The organism is Conexibacter sp. DBS9H8 (assembly GCF_023330685.1).
Classification (GTDB): domain Bacteria; phylum Actinomycetota; class Thermoleophilia; order Solirubrobacterales; family Solirubrobacteraceae; genus Palsa-465.
Genome location: NZ_CP097128.1, coordinates 2,779,935 through 2,796,062 on the forward strand (window position 1 = coordinate 2,779,935; position 16,128 = coordinate 2,796,062).

A 16,128-nucleotide genomic window follows, 5' to 3' on the forward strand; every position below is an offset into this window, starting at 1 on the left:
GGCTCTAGCCTAGCCAACTCACCGCGTCGAGCCGCAACGCCGCCCACTCCCCCTGCCCGCGCCGGGCGACCTCACGCAGACCATGGGCCGCGAAGGCCGCCGCGACCCGGTCGGCCTCCTCGACGAGCAGGCCGCTGGCGATCACCGTCGTGGCGGACACCGCCCCCTCACACCAACGCAGGAGCAGGGGAGCGAGCAGATTGGCGAGCACGAGCGTCGCCGGGGGGACCGGCTCCCGACGCAGATCGAGGCGCCGGACCTCCGCGAGCGACACGCCGTTGCGCGCCGCATTCTCCTCGGTGGCCGCGACGGCGAGTGGGTCGAAGTCGACCGCCCGTACCGGCTCCCAGCCGAGGCGCGCGGCGAGGATCGCAAGTACCCCCGAGCCACAGCCGAGATCGAGCGCGCCGCGGGCTCCGGGCGCCGGGAGGGGAAGTTCGAGCAGCAGTTCCAGACACAGGGCCGTCGTCGCGTGGGCACCGGTGCCGAACGCCTGTCCGGGGTCGATGACGATGTCGTGTTCGGCGGAGTCGGCCGGCTCCCACGGTGGGCGTACCGTGAGACGCCCGCCGAGATGCAGCGGCCGGTGAAAGGCCCGCCAGCGCTCCGCCCAGTCGTCGGCGACCTCAGTGGTGGAAACCGCCACGAGCGCGCCGCCGACGGCGGCCTCCAGCGACGGCAGGCTCGGCAGCTCTCCGGGCTGGCCGTAGACGGCGTACTCGACGACCCCATCGTCGAGGTCGACCTCCTCCACCCCGGCGGGAGCGAGCTCGAGCAGTTCCGCGAGCGCGACCTCCGCGTTGGCGCGGTGGACGCGCACAGCGAGGCGGATCACCCGGCCGAACCGCCGAACGCGCGGCGCAGCTTGCGCAGGACGCCCTCATCGCTGTTGAGGTTCTCGGGGCCGAGGGAGGCGGCGAGCTGCTCCATCAGGGCGCGCTGCTCCCGGTTGAGCCGGCGGGGGACGACGACGTTGACGACGACCCGCAGATCGCCGTGGCGGCGGCTGCGCAGCGACGGCATCCCGGCGCCGCGCAGGGTCAGGGTCTCGTGCGGCTGGGTGCCCGGCGGGATCTCCAGCTCGGTCTCCCCGTCGATCGTCGCCACGGTGACGGTGACGCCAAGCGCGGCGATCGGGGCGGAGACGTCGACGGCGGTGACAAGGTCGTCGCCGTCGCGGAGGAAGCGTGGATCCTCGGCGACGTCGACGAGCACGTAGAGGTCGCCGGGGGAGCCCCCGTGCTCGCCGGCGTGCCCGCGGCCGCTGACCCGGATCCGCTGCCCTCCGGCGATGCCGGCCGGCACGTCGACGGTGACCGTCTCCCGGCTCACCCGCCGCCCGCGTCCCCGGCAGGGCTGACAGGGCTGGCGAGGAACCTTGCCCTCGCCGTGGCAGCTGTCACAGACGGCGGCGCGAACGACCTGACCGAAGGGTGTCCGGGCGACCGTGCGGACCTGGCCGGCCCCGCTGCAGCGCTGACAGGTCTCGATCGGCGTCCCCGGTTCCGCACCGTTGCCGCGACAGTGTTCACAGACAGCGACGGCGTCGTAGCTGACAGTCGCCTGGGTGCCCCGGGCCGCCTCCGCCAGGGTGATCTGGGCGGTGGCCGAGATGTCGCCGCCCTGGGCGGGACCGCCCGCCCGGCCGCCGCCGAACATCGAGCCGAACCCGCCAAGGCCACCGCCACCACCACCGCCGAAGAACGCCTCGAACAGGTCGTTGATCGACCCGAACTGATCGAAGTTCGGGGCACCGCCGGCCGAGCGCAGGCCCTCATGCCCGTAGCGGTCATAGGTTGCGCGTCGGTCGGCGTCGGAGAGCACCTCATAGGCCTCCGCCGCCTCCTTGAACTGGGCCTCGGCCTCCGGGTGGCCGTTGACGTCGGGATGGAGCTCGCGGGCCAGCCGGCGGAACGCCTTCTTGATCTCGGCGTCGTCGGCGCCGCGGGATACCCCGAGCACCTCGTAGTAGTCGCGTTTGGTGGAACCGGTGCTCATGTCTGGTAGACGTCTCCCCAGAAGTCCGACAGCGCGGCGGCGGCGTCACGGACCGCGCGGATCGCGCCACGGTAGTCCATCCGCAGCGGCCCGATCACCGACACCGAACCGAGCGGCCGCTGCGGCGGCCCGTACCCGGCGGCGACGAGGGACAGTGAGGCGAGGCCCGGAAGTTCGTTCTCAGTGCCGATTCGCACGAGCACCTCCGGCTCGGCCAGGACGCTGCGGAGGACGCCGAGCACGGTCACGCGGCGCTCGAGCATCTCCATCAGGGCGTTGAGCTCGGTGACGTCACCGGACCGGTCCGCCGACAGCAGGCGGGCGGTGCCGTCGAAGTAGAGGCGGTCCTGGGCGCCCGTCGCCAGGTCGGTGAAGACGGGGAGGAGCTCGCTGAGGAACGCGACCTCGGTCGCGTTCAGTCCGGGGTCGCGCAGGCGCATCCCGAGCGTCCGGGCCCCCAGGCCCGTGCCGACGAGGCGCTCGTTGAGGTAGGCGCCCGCCCAGTCCACCAGCCCCGTGTCGACCGGGCCGTCGAAGGTGAACATCCGCTTCGTCACCCCGCCGGTGGAGGTGATCACAACGACCATCAACACCTGGGGCTGAAGTGCGATCACCTCGATGTGACGGATCGTCGCCGTGTCGATCGGCGGGGCGGTGACGAGCGCGAGCAGGTTGGTGATCTGGCTGAGGGTCTCCGTCGTCGTGCGCATCGCCTCGTCGACCTCATGCCGGACGACACTGAGGGCGACCGCTGGCCGCCGGACCGGCGCCGCCGCCTCCGCCGGGAGCAGACGGTCGACGAAGTAACGGTATCCCGCCTCCGTCGGAACCCGGCCGGCGGAGGTGTGCGGATGCTGGAGGTAGCCGAGCTCCTCGAGCGAGGCGAGCTCGCCCCGGATCGTCGACGGTCCCCAGGTGAACGATTCCGCGAGCGCCTTGGAGCCGACGGGAACCCCGGCGTCGAGGTAGGCCTCGACGAGGCGCTGGAGCACCCGTTCCTGGCGGTCGGTGAGCATGCCCTCGATTCTATGGAGGGCTCAGCGGGTGCGATTCCCCCGACGGGTTCAGCGGGTGCGGACACGCGCGCGGGCGTTGCGCACGAGCCGGGTGCCGTCCTGGGTGACGCTGAGGGTGACCGCCACCGTGCCGTCGGTGTCGGCGTCGGTGTCGGCCTGGCCGGAGATCTCGAGGTCGGGCCCGATCCGGCCCATCCCCCGGAATTGGAGCTCGAGGGAGGCGAGTGCGTAGCGCGCCGCGGCACCCTCGCCGAGCAGCGGCCCCGTCTCACCGGCCTGGCCGGCGGCCCGGGCGACGTGAGCGGCGGTCCAGAGGCCGTGGAGGATCCGCCCGGGAAGCCCGACCGAGCGCGCGAACGCCTCGTCGAGGTGGATCGGGTTGCGGTCCCCGGACGCTTGCGCGTACCGTTCGGTGACGTCCTCGGGAACGGGGACGGTGAGCGTGATCGGCGTGCTCATGGGGCCTCCCGCACGATGTTGGTCCACAACCCCTCAGCGACGACCTCGCCGTCTGCGTTCTCGGAGACGGTCGCCAGCCCGTAGAAGGTGAGCCCTGCGGTCTGGCGGATCTCGGCGACGCTCAGCACCGTGTCGATCACGTCACCGGCCCGCACGACCGGGCCGGGCCAGCGGAACGCCTGGGCGCCATGGACGAGGTGACTGAAGTCGATGCCCAGCTCGGGATCGAACAGCGCCGCGGGCAGAGCCGCTCCCGCGTAGAGGACGGCGAACATCGGCGGGGCGATCTCCCCGTAGACGTCGGCATCCTCGGAGACAGCGGCGACGTAGGCGTCGATCGCCGACCGGGTCACGCCGTAGCGGACGGCCGGATAGGTGCGGCCGATCAGATCCGAGGGCGACATCAGCGGCGATTGTGACAAGTCGCGCCGACGCTGTCTTGGTGCCTGCCGTCGCGGCCTGTACCCTGTGGTCCTATGGCCAGACGCTCCTCCCTGCGGGCCTCCGACGCCGACCGCGAACGGGTCGCCGAGCGCCTCCGTGAGGCCGCCACGGAGGGCCGGATCCTCGCCCACGAGCTGGAGGAGCGGCTTGGTCGAGCGTTCCGTGCGGTCACCTACGGGGAGCTCGATGACGTCGTCGCCGACCTTCCCGGCCCGGTTGAGCCGCGCCCCCGGCGCGGAGGCTTTGCCCTGATGCGACGCTACCCGGTTCCCGCGGCGATGATCGCTCTCGTGATCGCCGTGACCGTCACCGCGATGGTCGCCGCCGCCGTGCTGTTTGCGCTCTCCGGGGCGTGGCTGCTCCCCGTCGTCCTCTTCCTCACCTTTCGCAGCCGCGGGCTGCGCCGTCGCCGCGCGCGCCGGCTCGGTGGGCCTGGCGGCCCGGGCGGTCCGGGCGTCCACGTGCACGTCCACCGCTGGTAGCGGGCCGCGACCGACCGGACGGGGCTACTTGGAGTCGCCGAGTTCGAGGACGGCGAGGAAGGCCTCCTGGGGGACCTCGACGCGCCCGACCTGCTTCATCCGCTTCTTGCCCTTCTTCTGGGCCTCCAGCAGCTTGCGCTTGCGGCTGATGTCGCCTCCGTAGCATTTGGCGACAACGTCCTTGCGGTATGCCTTGATCGTCTCCCGGGCGACGATCCGGCTGCCGATCGCCGCCTGGATCGGCACGTCGTACTGCTGGCGGGGGATCTTCTCCTTCAACTTCTCGGCGACGTTGCGCCCGAATGCCTCGGCCTTGGAGCGGTGCACGAGCATCGCCAGCGCATCGACGGGCTCGCCGGCGAGGAGGATGTCGAGCTTGACGAGGTCCGACTCACGCAGCCCGGTGAGCTCGTAGTCGAGGGAGGCGTACCCCTTCGTTCGGGACTTCAGCTGATCGAAGAAGTCGAGCACGATCTCCGCGAGCGGCAGGTCGTAGCTGAGCTGGACGCGGTCGGAGGAGAGGTAGCTCATTCCGGCGTGCTCGCCACGTCGGTCTTGGCAGAGCTCCATGATCGTGCCGACGTAGGCCTTCGGGGTGAGGATCGACGCGCGGATGTAGGGCTCCCGGACCTCACGCACGCGTTGGACCTCGGGCATGTCGGCCGGAGAGTGGACCTCGAGCACCTCACCGTTGGTGAGTGTCACCTCATACTCGACCGACGGCATCGTCGTCAGCAGGTCGAGGTTGTATTCGCGCTCGAGCCGCTCGCGGACGATGTCCATGTGCAGCAGGCCGAGGAACCCGATCCGGAAGCCGAACCCGATCGCGTCGGAGGTCTCGGGCTCCCAGGTGAGAGCGGCGTCGTTGAGCGACAGCTTCTCCAAGGCGTCGCGGAGATCGGGGTACTGGTCGGTGTCGAGGGGATAGAGACCGCAGAACACCATCGGCTTGACGTCTCGGTAGCCCGGCAGCGGGCTGTGGGCGCCATGGCGGGCGCTCGTGAGGGTGTCGCCGACCCGCAGCTTGGTGACATCCTTGAGCCCGGTGATGACGTATCCGACCTCTCCGGGGCCGAGCGCGCCCGCCGGGGTCATCTGCGGGGTGAAGAAGCCGATGTCGTCGATCTCGGCCTGGGTCCCGGCCACCATCGCGGTGATCGTCTCGCCCTTGGTGAAAGTACCGTCGACGACGCGGATATAGGCGATCACCCCGCGATACTGATCGAACTCGGAGTCGAAGATGAGCGCGCGCGCCGGCCCGTCGGGGTTCCCGGACGGGGCGGGGGTGCGGGCGATCAGCTCGTCGAGCACCTCGGTCACCCCCTCCCCCGTCTTGGCGGAGATCCGCTTGATCTGGTCGGGCGGCTCGCCGATCAGCTCGGCGATCTCCGCCGCGACCCGCTCCGGCTCGGCCCCGGGGAGGTCGAGCTTGTTCAGGCACGGGATCAGCTCGAGTCCGGCGTCGATGGCCAGATAGGTGTTGGCGACCGTCTGGGCCTCCACCCCCTGGGAGGCGTCGACGACGAGCAGCGCCCCCTCACAGGCCGCGAGCGACCGGGACACCTCATAGGTGAAGTCGACGTGGCCCGGGGTGTCGATGAGATGCAGCTGGTAGGTCTCGCCGTCCCGTCCCGAGGTGTAGAACACCCGCACGGCCTGGGCCTTGATCGTGATGCCGCGTTCGCGCTCGAGGTCCATCGAGTCGAGCAGCTGGGCCTTCATCAGCCGCGGATCGACGGTGTTGGTGAGCTCGAGGATGCGGTCCGCGAGGGTCGACTTGCCGTGGTCGATGTGGGCGATGATCGAGAAGTTGCGGATGTGTGCCTGATCGGGCATGCGCAGAGAAGGGTAGTTCCGGGGCGGGGCGCCGGACCGATGCTCAGCCGACGTTGACGGTCACCGGAACCCGCACCGGGCTCGCGGCGGCGTTCAGCGACACGATCGTCACGATCGCCCGCAGGCGCCCCGGCGCCGTCCCGGACGGGATCGTCACCCGGATCGGCACGCGCCGTACGTGGCCGGCGACGACCACCCCGGTGTGGCGGGACGCGGATGGCGACAGCCACGACCGGTCGCTTCCGATCGAGTAGCCGTACCCACAGGCTCCGCCCGGATCGTCGAGGGTGAGGGCGAGCGTCACCGTCTGTCCGGGCCGAGCCCGGGCACTGAGCCGACGCTCGCGCACGCCGACGCGTGGGGTTCCGCGACCGTCGCCGAGAACGAGGGTGACCGGGACCCGGACGCGGTCGGCCGGGTCGGCGAGGTCGATGACGGTGATCGTTCCGTGGTACGTGCCCTGCTGGAGGGCGGGGTAGCCCCCGTCCGCGTTGGCGTTCGCGACGGAGGCGAGGGCGATCGCCGCCCGGCCACCGTGGCGGACGGCGCCCTCACTGGGCACGAGCGGCTGCCCGGCCCGCAGCTGGATCGCCTGCGGGCGGTTGTGGGGGTCGAGGTCGTTGCTGATCCAGCCGACGCTGTCCTGATCGACGGCGTAGTGGAGGACGCTCCCGGGCGCCCCGTCGTTGACGAACGCGAGCGTCCGGCGGGTTCCGGGCGCCTGGTCACCGACGGTTGAGATGCCGACGCTTCCGGGCAGCACACCGTGGGCCTCCAGTTCGTCCCCCCACAGCGGGGCGCCACACACCTCACGGCGACCCTGGAAGGGGGTGACCTGGCGTTCCTGGAAGCGCAGTGTCCGGGTGATCAAGCCGATCCGGGCGGGCGGAGTGACCGTGTCGGTGACCGTCAGGGTCGCGGTGGCGCCGTTCGCGGCGGTGACGGTGATCGTCGCGTGATGGGTGCCGGGGGCGAGCCCGGCCGGATCGGCTCGCCACCGCAGCGATCCGGGAATGTGAGCGTCGGCGACGACGTGCAGCCAGGGTGCGCTGCTCACCGCCTGGGCGGCGATCCCGGCGGTCGGGAGGGTGCCGGCGCTGAGAGAGACCGGAGCGGTCGTGCTCGGGCCGCCGTGCGTGTCGCCATAGACCTGAACGTGGTCCGGAGTGACGGTCAGGGCTCCGGCGGCCGCGAGCAGATCGGGAGTGATGTGGGCGACGTTGACGGCGCCGAGCCCGGTCGCCATGTCATAGCCGGGGCCGGCTCGGTAGGAGGTCGAGCCGCACCCGAGCGGGCATTTGGCGGAGGCGTACATGTCGTCATTGCTGCCGCTCTGGACGTCGTAGAAGTCGCGGGCATAGGCGGCCGGGTTGGCGGCCACCGCGTACAGAGACGGGTTCAGGAAGCCGATCCTCAGCCCGGCGGCAGCCGCCGCCTGATCCCACAGGACCGCCGCGGCCGCCGCGAGCGGGGTTGCCGCGCTCGTCCCCCCGACCCGCATCCAGCCGTTACCCCCGGCGCTGCAGTTCGGAGTGACGCAGTACATCGTGTACCCCGGCGAGCCGCGGTCCCCGAACGCGGAGAACTGGGCGGGGGTCGGACCACTGGGCACGTTCCAGTAGAGCGGGTCACCGCCGCCCTCCTCCGCGTCGGCATCGAAGGAGATGTCGGGCTCCATCCGACAGAACTCACCGGCCGGCGCACCGCAGTCGTTGCTCATCCCCTGGGGGTGGGCGCCGCTGGCGGCCAGGTAGCTGCGCTGCCAGCTCGGCATGCTCCAGACGACGCTCTCCCCGCCTCCGCCCGCTCCGAGCCCGTCGTTCCAGACGGCCTCCCGGTGGACGGTCGCCCCGGGCGCGACGCTCGCCTGGGAGAGGTCGGTCCCCCCCACCCCGGTCACCCACGGCAGCGCCGCCTCAGAGTCGACACTGAGGCTCGCGCCGGTCGGCAGCGCCTCCCCGGCACACCCCTTTGATCCCGAGTCCCCGGCGGCGACGAAGATCTGCTGGCCCTGGGCGGCGGCCTCCTCGGTGATCGCCCCGAGCAGGCGTTCGTAACTCTGGCTCGCGCCCTCCTCACACTCGCCCCAGGAAACCGACAGCACCGGCGCCCGGTCCTCACTGACGAACGCCCCGTAGGCGGCAAGCTCACCGGTGCCGGTGTTCGGCGCCTCATACACGTAGAGGTGGGCAAGCTGGGGAGCCATCTCGAGCAGCACCTGGATGTCGAGGGCGACCTCATCCTCGGAGGAGCCCGCCGGTGCGCCGGCGCCGCCGTCGACCGACACCCGGCTCACCGGGGTGTGCAGGTGGTAGCAGGCGGTGAAACCCGTCAGGTTGACGTTGTGGAAGCCGCCGTACTCGAGGACCGCGGCGGACTGCCCGGCGCCGAGGAAACCCTGTGCATACAGACCGTTGAAGTCATACCCGGTCGCGAGCTGGGGGGCCGTGTCACCGCCGGCGCTCGCGGCCGCCGCGCAGGCGGACGCCCCGCCGGCGACCCCGGGCTCGGCCGCGTGAGGTGCCAGGCCTGCGCGCTGGTCCGCGGGGACGCGGATCTGTGGGGTGGGCGTCGGCTGCTGAGCGGGAGTGATCACCGCGTCGACGAGACCGCCGAGCCCATGGGAGAGGAGGCTGACGAGATGGGCCTCGCGCTGTGGTGGGGCGACGCTGACGAAGAGGCCGCTCGCCCCGACCCGCCCGTCGAGACCGAGGGCCCGGAGGCGCGCCAGGACCGCCGCGACCTCCCCGGGAGCCGGGGCAAACCGCGCCCGAAACGCGCCTGGGGTGAGGAAATGGTGAAAGCTCGGACTGCCGGGGCGGTAGAGCCCGGAGAGAACGCGGGTGAGCTCTGCGCGGTGGGGAAGCGCCAACCCGAGGATGACCGGAGCGGGGCCGGCTGAGGGGGCGCCGAGGGCGGGCGTCGACAGGCACCCGGTCGCGAGCAGCGCCGACAGCAGCGCGAGGCGAAACCGGCGGGAGATGCGGCGCGAGGGCCGGCGGGCGATCATGGGTGAACCTCGACAGACGGTGAGCGGGCGAGTCGGCGACTGAGAAGGGTTTGTAGCTGACGCGCCTCGGGGATGCGCATCCTCGTTACCGCCCACGCGTAGAAGGCGCCGGCGAGGACGATCGCCAGCCCGACCGCGATCAGCTGAGCGGGGATCGAGTCGCCGAGCACGGAGGCGACCGCGCTCCACACGACCCGGGCGACCAGGCCGCAGAGCAGGGCGGCGAGCAGGATCCGGGCGGTGATCATTCGGGTCTGGGCGAGGTCGAGCCGGCCGTTGAACCCGATCTGCAGCCGCCGGAGCTGGAGGATGACCATCACGAGATTCGCCGACAGGGTGCCGACCACGAGCCCGGCGACGCCGAAGGGGCGGTACAGGGCGACGCTGACGATGATGTCGACGGTCATGTTGATCGCCGCGTAGCGAGCCGGCAGCCACGGTCGCTGGAGGGCGAAGAACGTGCGGGTGAGCAGCAGGTTCACCCCACTGAAGGGGAGGGCGACTGCGAACCAGCGCAGCGCGAGGGCGCACTCGAGGGTGTCGGCGTGGGTGAACACGCCGTGCTGGAAGAGGAGCTGCACGATCGGTGCGGCGAGCAGGAGGATCCCGACGGCGGACGGAATCAGCAGGAGGTTGATCTGCCGGATCCCCCCGGCGAGGCTGTGGCGCATCCCCCGCGCGTCCCGGCGGGAGGCCTGCCGGGCGAGGGTGGGGAAGCGCACGGTCGTGATCGCGACGCTGAAGATGCCCTGGGGAAGCATGTAGATGAGGAACGCGTTCTGGATCGCCCGCGGGCCGCCGGCGTTGACGAGCGCACCGAAGCTCGAGTTGATCAGCGCATCGAGGTTGGCGATCCCGAGCCCGATCGTGACCGGCAGCATCAGCGCGAACACCTGGCGGACGAGCGGGTTGCGCCAGTCGACGGAGAACTGCAGCCGGAAGTCGATCTGGCGCAGCCCCCACGCGACCATCAGCAGCTGCACGAGGGTCGCCACGAGCCAGGCGATCGCGTAGGCCTCGACCCCGTGACGGAAGTCGCTGTGGAGCACGACAGTGAGGAGGATGATCACCCCGTTCCAGACGACGGGGACGAACGCGGCGAGGCTGAACCGGTCATAGGACTGGAGGATCCCCACGAGCAGGCCCGTCACGCCGAGGGCGAGGACGACCGGGAAGAGGATCTGGGTGAGCAGTCCGGCGAGCTGACCGTCGAAGGTGGGGCCGCTGAACAGCGGCAGCACGACGCCTGCGAGGACGATCCCCACGACTGTCAGCGCGCCGAGGGCGATGAGGATGATCCACAGCAGCGTCGAGGCGAGCGCGGTCGCCTCCCGTTTGCGCCCCCGTTCAAGCAGGTCGGTGAAGACGGGCACGAAGGCGGCCGAAAGGGCCGCCTGGGCGAACAGGTTCGTCAGCAGGTTCGGGACCTGGGAGGCGATCGTGAAGGCGGACATCGCCCGCCCCTGCCCGAACAGCGCGTCGACGACGATCTCCCGGATCAGCCCGATGACGCGCGACACTGCGGTGAAGAGCCCGAAGATCGCGGTACTCACCGCCAACCGTCGGCGGGGGACGGGGCGCGGGACCCTGCGTGCCGTCAACGAGTGTCCTGAGGGGGCGCCACGAGGCCGCTATAGTACGCCGCCGCATGGCCAACATCGCCTCCCAGAAGAAGCGGATCGACCGCGCGCTGCGTGAGCGCGACGAGAACCGACGCTACACCTCCAAGGTCAAGACCTACTTCCGCCGTCTCGAAGCCGCCGTCGCCTCCGGGGACTCCGCCGTCGCCGAGAGTGAGCACCGGATCCTCGTCGCGACGATCGACAAGGCGGTCAAGCGCGGCGCGCTGCACAAGAACAACGGCGCTCGCAAGAAGTCGCGTGCCGCGCGGATCCTCTCCGCGACCGCCGCGCAGTAGTTTGGCTTAGCCGCCAAAGTCGGCGATCAGGCGCAGCGTCCGCGTCTCCTCCGTCGCACCGCCGGATCCGCCGCCGTGACTGGCCGCCTCGAGTTCGGCGACCGTCTCCACCGCGCGACGCAGCCGCTCGGTTCCGATCCGGCGGGCCTGGTTGAGCAGCTGGTCCTGTGCGCGCGGGGGCATCCGCAGGCCAGCCTTGGCCTCGGCGGGGGCGGCACCTCGCTCGAGCGCGGCGGCGACCCGGTGGGCGTCCCGGAGCCGGGCGCTGAGGGAGAACAGCATCCCCCCCACCCTCTCGCCCTGGCTGCGCAGCGTGAAGAACATCCGGGCCGCGCGGGCGGGGTCGCCGCTCAGCAGCTCGTCGGCGAGCGCCCACACCCGGCGTTCGCTCGACGCGGCCGCCTGCTCGGTCACCGTCTCGACGTCCACGTCGATCGACGCGTCCGCGCTACCGGCCGAGCCGCGCAGGGCGAGCTCGAGCGTTTCGAGCTCGCGCAGCAGCCGCTGCTGACGGTCCCCGCTCGCGGCGACCAAGGCGCGGGCGGCATCCCCGGACAGCTCGAGCCCCAGCTCACGGGCCCGGGCGACCACCCAGTTGGGCAGCTCCCAGGGTTTGACCGCCCCCTCACTGGCGATGTCACCCCCCGCCCGGCTCACCGCCGTGTGCAGTCCCTTGGGCGCCTTGAAACGGCCGTCCTCCCGGGCGAAGAAACTGACGGTCGTGTCGGGCGGTGGGTCCGCGAGCGCAGCCAGCAGCGGTTCGAGCTCCCGCTCCTTCCAGCGTTCGACCCCGTCGACGATGAGGAAGCGCCGGCCGAGCGCGAAGGTGAGCGCGTTGAGTGCCGCGGCGACCGCCTCCGGCGTCGAGCGCTCCCCCTCGAACAGCTCGAGGCCCTGGACCCCCGACTGCGCCTCGGCAAGGGCCCGCAACCGGGCGCGACGCTCGGCGATTCGGCCGTGGTCGTCGCCGTGGATGAGGTAGGCGGGCTTGAACGTCGCGGCCACGCCGTGAGTCTAGGCGCCCGGTCCGACGCGGCCGGACCGCCGCCGCCGGCGCGCCCGCGTGGCGAGCTGTCCGAGCTCGCGCAGGGCCCCGCGTCCAGCCACCCCGGCGGTGAGCACGCTCGAGAACAGGGCGACCGCATCCACGCTCTTGCGGCCGGCGGCGGTCCAGTAGTCGTCCTGTAGGTCGAACCACAGCGCGAACTCGTCGAGGGTCAGCGCTGAGGCCATCCCGTAGACGGTGGCGGTCGCCCGCGAGCCGGCACGGGACGGCAGCGCCCCACCAGGCTCGCCCAGGCCCCAGCGGTAGGTCCACAGGTAGCCGACCCCCATCAGCCCGAAGATCCCGAACGTGCAGTGATGGAGGTGCCGTCCCCCGGGGGCGCTGAGATTGTGGAAGGGGCCGCGCTGCGCCCGGATCGCATGAGTCACCACCCGGCAGCCGAGGAAGGTGAGGTTGAAGGAGACGGCGCTGAGGAACGCCCGCTCCCGGCGGGGGTCTGCGAAGTGCCGCGACCACAGCCCGCGGAGCTGGGGCCGATGGTGGGCGGGGGCGGTCACGGTGCGCCCTGGCGGACGACGATGTTGACGAGCTTGTCGGGCACGACGATCACCTTGATGATCTCGTGTCCGTCCGTGTGGCTCGCCACCCCCGGCGCGGCGAAGGCGAGTTCCTCCAGCCGCTCCCGGTCCGCGCCGGTCGGGGCGGGCACCCGCGCGCGGACCTTGCCGTTGACCTGACAGACGAGCTCGAACTGCTCGGCGGTGAGAAAGTCCGGGTCGGCCACCGGCCAGGGCTGCTCCCACACCCGCTCCCCGGTGAGGCGCTCATACACCTCGCAGGCAACGTGGGGGGCAAAGGGAAAGAGCAGGCTCGCCGCCGTCGCGGTCGCAAATGCGCGCACCGCCGGGGTGGCGTCCGGGTGGCGGTAGAGCTCGTTGACGAGCTCCATCAGCGCGGCGACCGCCGTGTTGAAGGCAAAGCGGCCGTCGAGGTCGTGGGTGACCTTGTCCACCGCCCAGTGGGTCTTGCGCAGCAGAGTGAGATCGTCGGTCGGGCGCGCCGCGCCGCCGGTGTCGAGCCCCCAGCCGACACCGGCGCCACCCGCCTCGACGCGGGCTCCGAGGGCGACGAGCTCCTCGGACTGGCGCCAGAGGCGAGTGAGGAACCGGTGGACGCCCTCGAGGCTCGACTCGTTCCAGGGGGCGTCCTGATCGGGGGGGCCGATGAACAGGATGTAGGTGCGCGCTGCGTCGGCGCCGTAGCGGGCCACCAGCGGCGCGGGGCTGATCACGTTGCCCCGGGACTTGGACATCTTCGACCCGTCCGGGCCGAGGATCATCCCCTGGGTGAACAGCGCCCGGAACGGCTCCTGGAAGCCGAGCAGACCGATGTCGGCGAGCGCCTTGACGAAGAAACGGGCGTAGAGGAGGTGGAGGATCGCATGCTCGACGCCACCGATGTACTGGTCGACGGGCATCCACGCGTCGACGAGCCGGCGCTCCCACGCGGCGGTGTCGTTGCGCGCATCGCAGTAGCGGATGAAGTACCAGGACGAGTCGACGAACGTGTCCATCGTGTCGGTCTCCCGCCGGGCCGGACCCTGACAGCGTGGGCAGGTCGTGTTCACCCAGTCGGTCGCGGCCGCTAACGGTGACTGCCCCTTGGGCTGGTACTCGTCGATGTCGGGCAGGCGGACGGGAAGCTCGGCCTCGGGAACGGGAACGAGGCCACAGTCGGGACAGTGGATGATCGGGATCGGACAGCCCCAGTAGCGCTGGCGCGACAGCAGCCAGTCCCGCAGCCGGTAGTTCGTCGACGCGCGGCCGATCCCCTGCCGGGCGAGCCAGCCGACGATCTCACCGTAGGCGTCACGGTTGTGCAGGCCGTCGAAGCGGCCCGAGTTGACGAGCGGACCGTCACCGGTATAGGGAAGCTCGTCCACCTCGGAGGCGACGACCCGGCGGATCGGCACATCGTAGGCGCGTGCGAAGGCGTGATCGCGCTCGTCATGGGCGGGGACGCCCATCACCGCGCCGGTGCCGTACTCCATCAGCACGTAGTCGGCGACCCACATCGGGATCTCCTCACCGGTGACCGGATTGGTCACCGTCGTTCCGAGCGGAACCCCGGTCTTGGTCTTCTCCGCCGAGCCGCGCTCCTCGCTCGACTCGCTCAGCGCGTGGTTGACGTAGTCGCGCACCGCCGACTCGTGCGGTCCGCCGGCGGCGAGCCGGAGCACGTCGGGGTGCTCGGGGGCCATGACGAAGAACGTCGCTCCGAACAGGGTGTCGGGGCGGGTGGTGAAGACCGTGTAGTCACGCCCGTTGGCGGTGCAGCGGAACTGCACCTCCGCGCCTTGGCTGCGACCGATCCAGTTGCGCTGCTGGGTCTTGACGTGCTCGGGCCAGTCGATCGTGTCGAGGTCGTCGAGGAGGCGGTCGGCGTAGTCGGTGATCTTGAACTGCCACTGCTCGAGCTGGCGCAGCTCGACGGCGGCGCCGCAGCGCTCGCAGTGGCCGTTGACGACCTGCTCGTTGGCGAGGACAGTCTGATCCTGGGGGCACCAGTTGACCGCAGACTCCTTGCGGTAGGCCAGCCCGCGCTCGTAGAACTGAAGGAAGATCCACTGGGTCCAGCGGTAGTACTCGGGGGTGTGGGTGCCGAACTCGCGGGACCAGTCGATACTGATGCCCCAGGAGCGGAACGCCCGCTGGAAGGAGGCGATCGACGCGTCGGTGGCGACCCGCGGCGGGGTCCCGGTCTTGATCGCGTTGTTCTCGGCCGGCAGCCCGAAGGCGTCATAGCCCATCGGGTGCAGGACCTGAAACCCGTTGCGACGCTTGAAGTGCGCGATGGCATCCCCGATCGCGTAGTTCTTGAGGTGACCGATGTGGGGCTCGCCGCTCGGGTACGGGAGCATCTCCAGCACGTACGCGCGCGGGCGGGCATCGGCGGGGTCGGCCTCCCGCGGCACCTCCCAGGTGCGCTCGGCCGCCCACACCCCCTGCCACTTCGCCTCGATCGCACTGTGATCGAAGTGACGTTCGGCGATCGGATGGGGCGGCGGGACGGTCTCCGACATGCTGGGGCGAGAGCTTACTTGGGCGTCCCTGCCAGGTTTGTTGCGGGTGCTTTCCCCGGGACTGCCTAGCATCCCGGGGATGGTCACACCTGCCCCCCCGGACGAGCGTGTCGCCGCGATCATCCTTGCCGCCGAGGCGGCCGGCGAGGAGATCCGGCTGGAGGCGGAGCGGCGGATGCGGGACCGTATCGCCGAGGCCGACCGGGCGGCGGACCATCGCATCCGGGCCGCCGAGGCGGAGGCGTCGGAGATCGTCTCCAACGCGCGGGAGGAGGCGGCCCGGATCCGCGAGGCGGCCGGACAGGACGGACGCCAGACCGTCGAACGCGCCACCTCCGAGGGGCGCGACATCGTCGCGCGGGCCCAGTCGGAGGCTGACCGGATCCGGATGACCGCCGACGCCCACCGCGAGCAGGCGACATCTGAGGCCCTTGCGACGATCTCTCGCGCCCAGGAGAACGCCGACACCGTGCTCGCCGAGGCGGCCGCGGAGGCGAAGCGCATCGAGGAGGAGGCCGCCCAGCGCGCTCGCGAGCTGATCCGGGGGGCCCGGGAGGCGGCGGGGCTCGTGAGCGCCGACGGCCAGGAGATCGTCACCGACCTGCGTGAGCTCGGGGAGGCGATGCGCTCCAACGCGGGCCGCCTGATGCGGGACGTGCAGGCGCTGCACTCGACGATGCTCCTGCAGATCGAGCGCGTCGACCCGGACGGGCGTCTCCGCGCCCCTGATCCGAGCGACTCGGTTCAGGGGCGGAGCGGCCGCCGCGGCTCGCCGGCGCGCGGCGGGCCTGACTTTGGCGACGGCCTCGATGTGCCCGAGTTCATGCCCCGCGGCTGAGGGCGGCGACCGGCTCACAGTTGGCCGACGGGCGGGCAC

14 protein-coding genes are annotated in these 16,128 nt (G+C 71.3%); 3 read left to right on the plus strand and 11 right to left on the minus strand.

Features of this window, described 5'->3' with window-relative positions; all coding sequences use genetic code 11:
• Positions 1 to 4: 4 nt before the first annotated feature.
• The 5 genes from M3M55_RS13235 to M3M55_RS13255 are packed head-to-tail and all read right to left on the minus strand — an operon-like array spanning position 5 to position 3,877.
• The gene (locus M3M55_RS13235; RefSeq protein WP_249009973.1) at positions 5 to 835 is read right to left on the minus strand and encodes a 50S ribosomal protein L11 methyltransferase; all 831 of its coding nucleotides are present in this window, start codon (positions 833 to 835) and stop codon (positions 5 to 7) included.
• The gene (gene dnaJ, locus M3M55_RS13240) at positions 832 to 1,998 is read right to left on the minus strand and encodes a molecular chaperone DnaJ (RefSeq protein WP_249009974.1); all 1,167 of its coding nucleotides are present in this window, start codon (positions 1,996 to 1,998) and stop codon (positions 832 to 834) included. The genes M3M55_RS13235 and dnaJ overlap by 4 nt, the downstream gene beginning before the upstream one ends.
• Positions 1,995 to 3,014 carry a heat-inducible transcriptional repressor HrcA gene (gene hrcA, locus M3M55_RS13245; protein ID WP_249009975.1) on the minus strand — a complete coding sequence of 340 codons (1,020 nt, stop codon included), beginning with the start codon at positions 3,012 to 3,014 and terminating at the stop codon, positions 1,995 to 1,997. Before hrcA ends, dnaJ begins: the two co-directional genes overlap by 4 nt.
• 48 nt (positions 3,015 to 3,062) lie before the next feature.
• Complete coding sequence (locus M3M55_RS13250; protein WP_249009976.1) at positions 3,063 to 3,473, minus strand: MaoC/PaaZ C-terminal domain-containing protein; 411 nt, start codon at positions 3,471 to 3,473, stop codon at positions 3,063 to 3,065.
• Positions 3,470 to 3,877 (minus strand): MaoC family dehydratase N-terminal domain-containing protein, encoded by a 408-nt coding sequence (locus tag M3M55_RS13255; protein WP_249009977.1) that lies wholly within the window; start codon positions 3,875 to 3,877, stop codon positions 3,470 to 3,472. The genes M3M55_RS13250 and M3M55_RS13255 overlap by 4 nt, the downstream gene beginning before the upstream one ends.
• A gap of 72 nt (positions 3,878 to 3,949) precedes the next feature.
• Between M3M55_RS13255 and M3M55_RS13260 the strand changes: the two genes are divergently transcribed.
• Complete coding sequence (locus tag M3M55_RS13260; RefSeq protein WP_249009978.1) at positions 3,950 to 4,399, plus strand: DUF1707 domain-containing protein; 450 nt, start codon at positions 3,950 to 3,952, stop codon at positions 4,397 to 4,399.
• A gap of 24 nt (positions 4,400 to 4,423) precedes the next feature.
• On the opposite strand, the gene lepA is transcribed toward M3M55_RS13260, so the two are convergent.
• Genes lepA through murJ form a run of 3 tightly spaced genes read right to left on the minus strand, consistent with a single transcriptional unit; the run spans position 4,424 to position 10,798 of the window.
• Positions 4,424 to 6,235 (minus strand): translation elongation factor 4, encoded by a 1,812-nt coding sequence (lepA, locus tag M3M55_RS13265; protein WP_249009979.1) that lies wholly within the window; start codon positions 6,233 to 6,235, stop codon positions 4,424 to 4,426.
• 43 nt (positions 6,236 to 6,278) lie between these two features.
• Positions 6,279 to 9,245 (minus strand): S8 family serine peptidase, encoded by a 2,967-nt coding sequence (locus tag M3M55_RS13270; protein ID WP_249009980.1) that lies wholly within the window; start codon positions 9,243 to 9,245, stop codon positions 6,279 to 6,281.
• On the minus strand, positions 9,242 to 10,798 hold the full coding sequence (murJ, locus tag M3M55_RS13275; protein WP_249009981.1) for a murein biosynthesis integral membrane protein MurJ: 1,557 nt from the start codon (positions 10,796 to 10,798) through the stop codon (positions 9,242 to 9,244). Before murJ ends, M3M55_RS13270 begins: the two co-directional genes overlap by 4 nt.
• Positions 10,799 to 10,893: 95 nt before the next feature.
• Here murJ and rpsT point away from each other — a divergent pair, with 95 nt between their 5' ends.
• On the plus strand, positions 10,894 to 11,163 hold the full coding sequence (rpsT, locus tag M3M55_RS13280; protein WP_249009982.1) for a 30S ribosomal protein S20: 270 nt from the start codon (positions 10,894 to 10,896) through the stop codon (positions 11,161 to 11,163).
• Between the two features lie 6 nt (positions 11,164 to 11,169).
• Here the strand turns inward: rpsT and holA are convergent, their stop codons facing one another.
• The 3 genes from holA to leuS are packed head-to-tail and all read right to left on the minus strand — an operon-like array spanning position 11,170 to position 15,251.
• On the minus strand, positions 11,170 to 12,168 hold the full coding sequence (holA, locus tag M3M55_RS13285; protein ID WP_249009983.1) for a DNA polymerase III subunit delta: 999 nt from the start codon (positions 12,166 to 12,168) through the stop codon (positions 11,170 to 11,172).
• A gap of 9 nt (positions 12,169 to 12,177) precedes the next feature.
• A complete protein-coding gene (locus M3M55_RS13290; protein WP_249009984.1) occupies positions 12,178 to 12,726 on the minus strand; it encodes a hypothetical protein in 549 nt (182 codons plus the stop codon).
• Entirely contained in the window at positions 12,723 to 15,251 is a 2,529-nt protein-coding gene (gene leuS, locus M3M55_RS13295; RefSeq protein ID WP_249009985.1) for a leucine--tRNA ligase, read from the minus strand. The genes M3M55_RS13290 and leuS overlap by 4 nt, the downstream gene beginning before the upstream one ends.
• A gap of 79 nt (positions 15,252 to 15,330) precedes the next feature.
• On the opposite strand from leuS, the gene M3M55_RS13300 reads away from it, so the two are divergent.
• Positions 15,331 to 16,089: a hypothetical protein gene (locus M3M55_RS13300; RefSeq protein ID WP_249009986.1), complete on the plus strand. Its 759-nt coding sequence runs from the start codon at positions 15,331 to 15,333 to the stop codon at positions 16,087 to 16,089.
• The last annotated feature ends 39 nt before the right edge of the window (positions 16,090 to 16,128 follow it).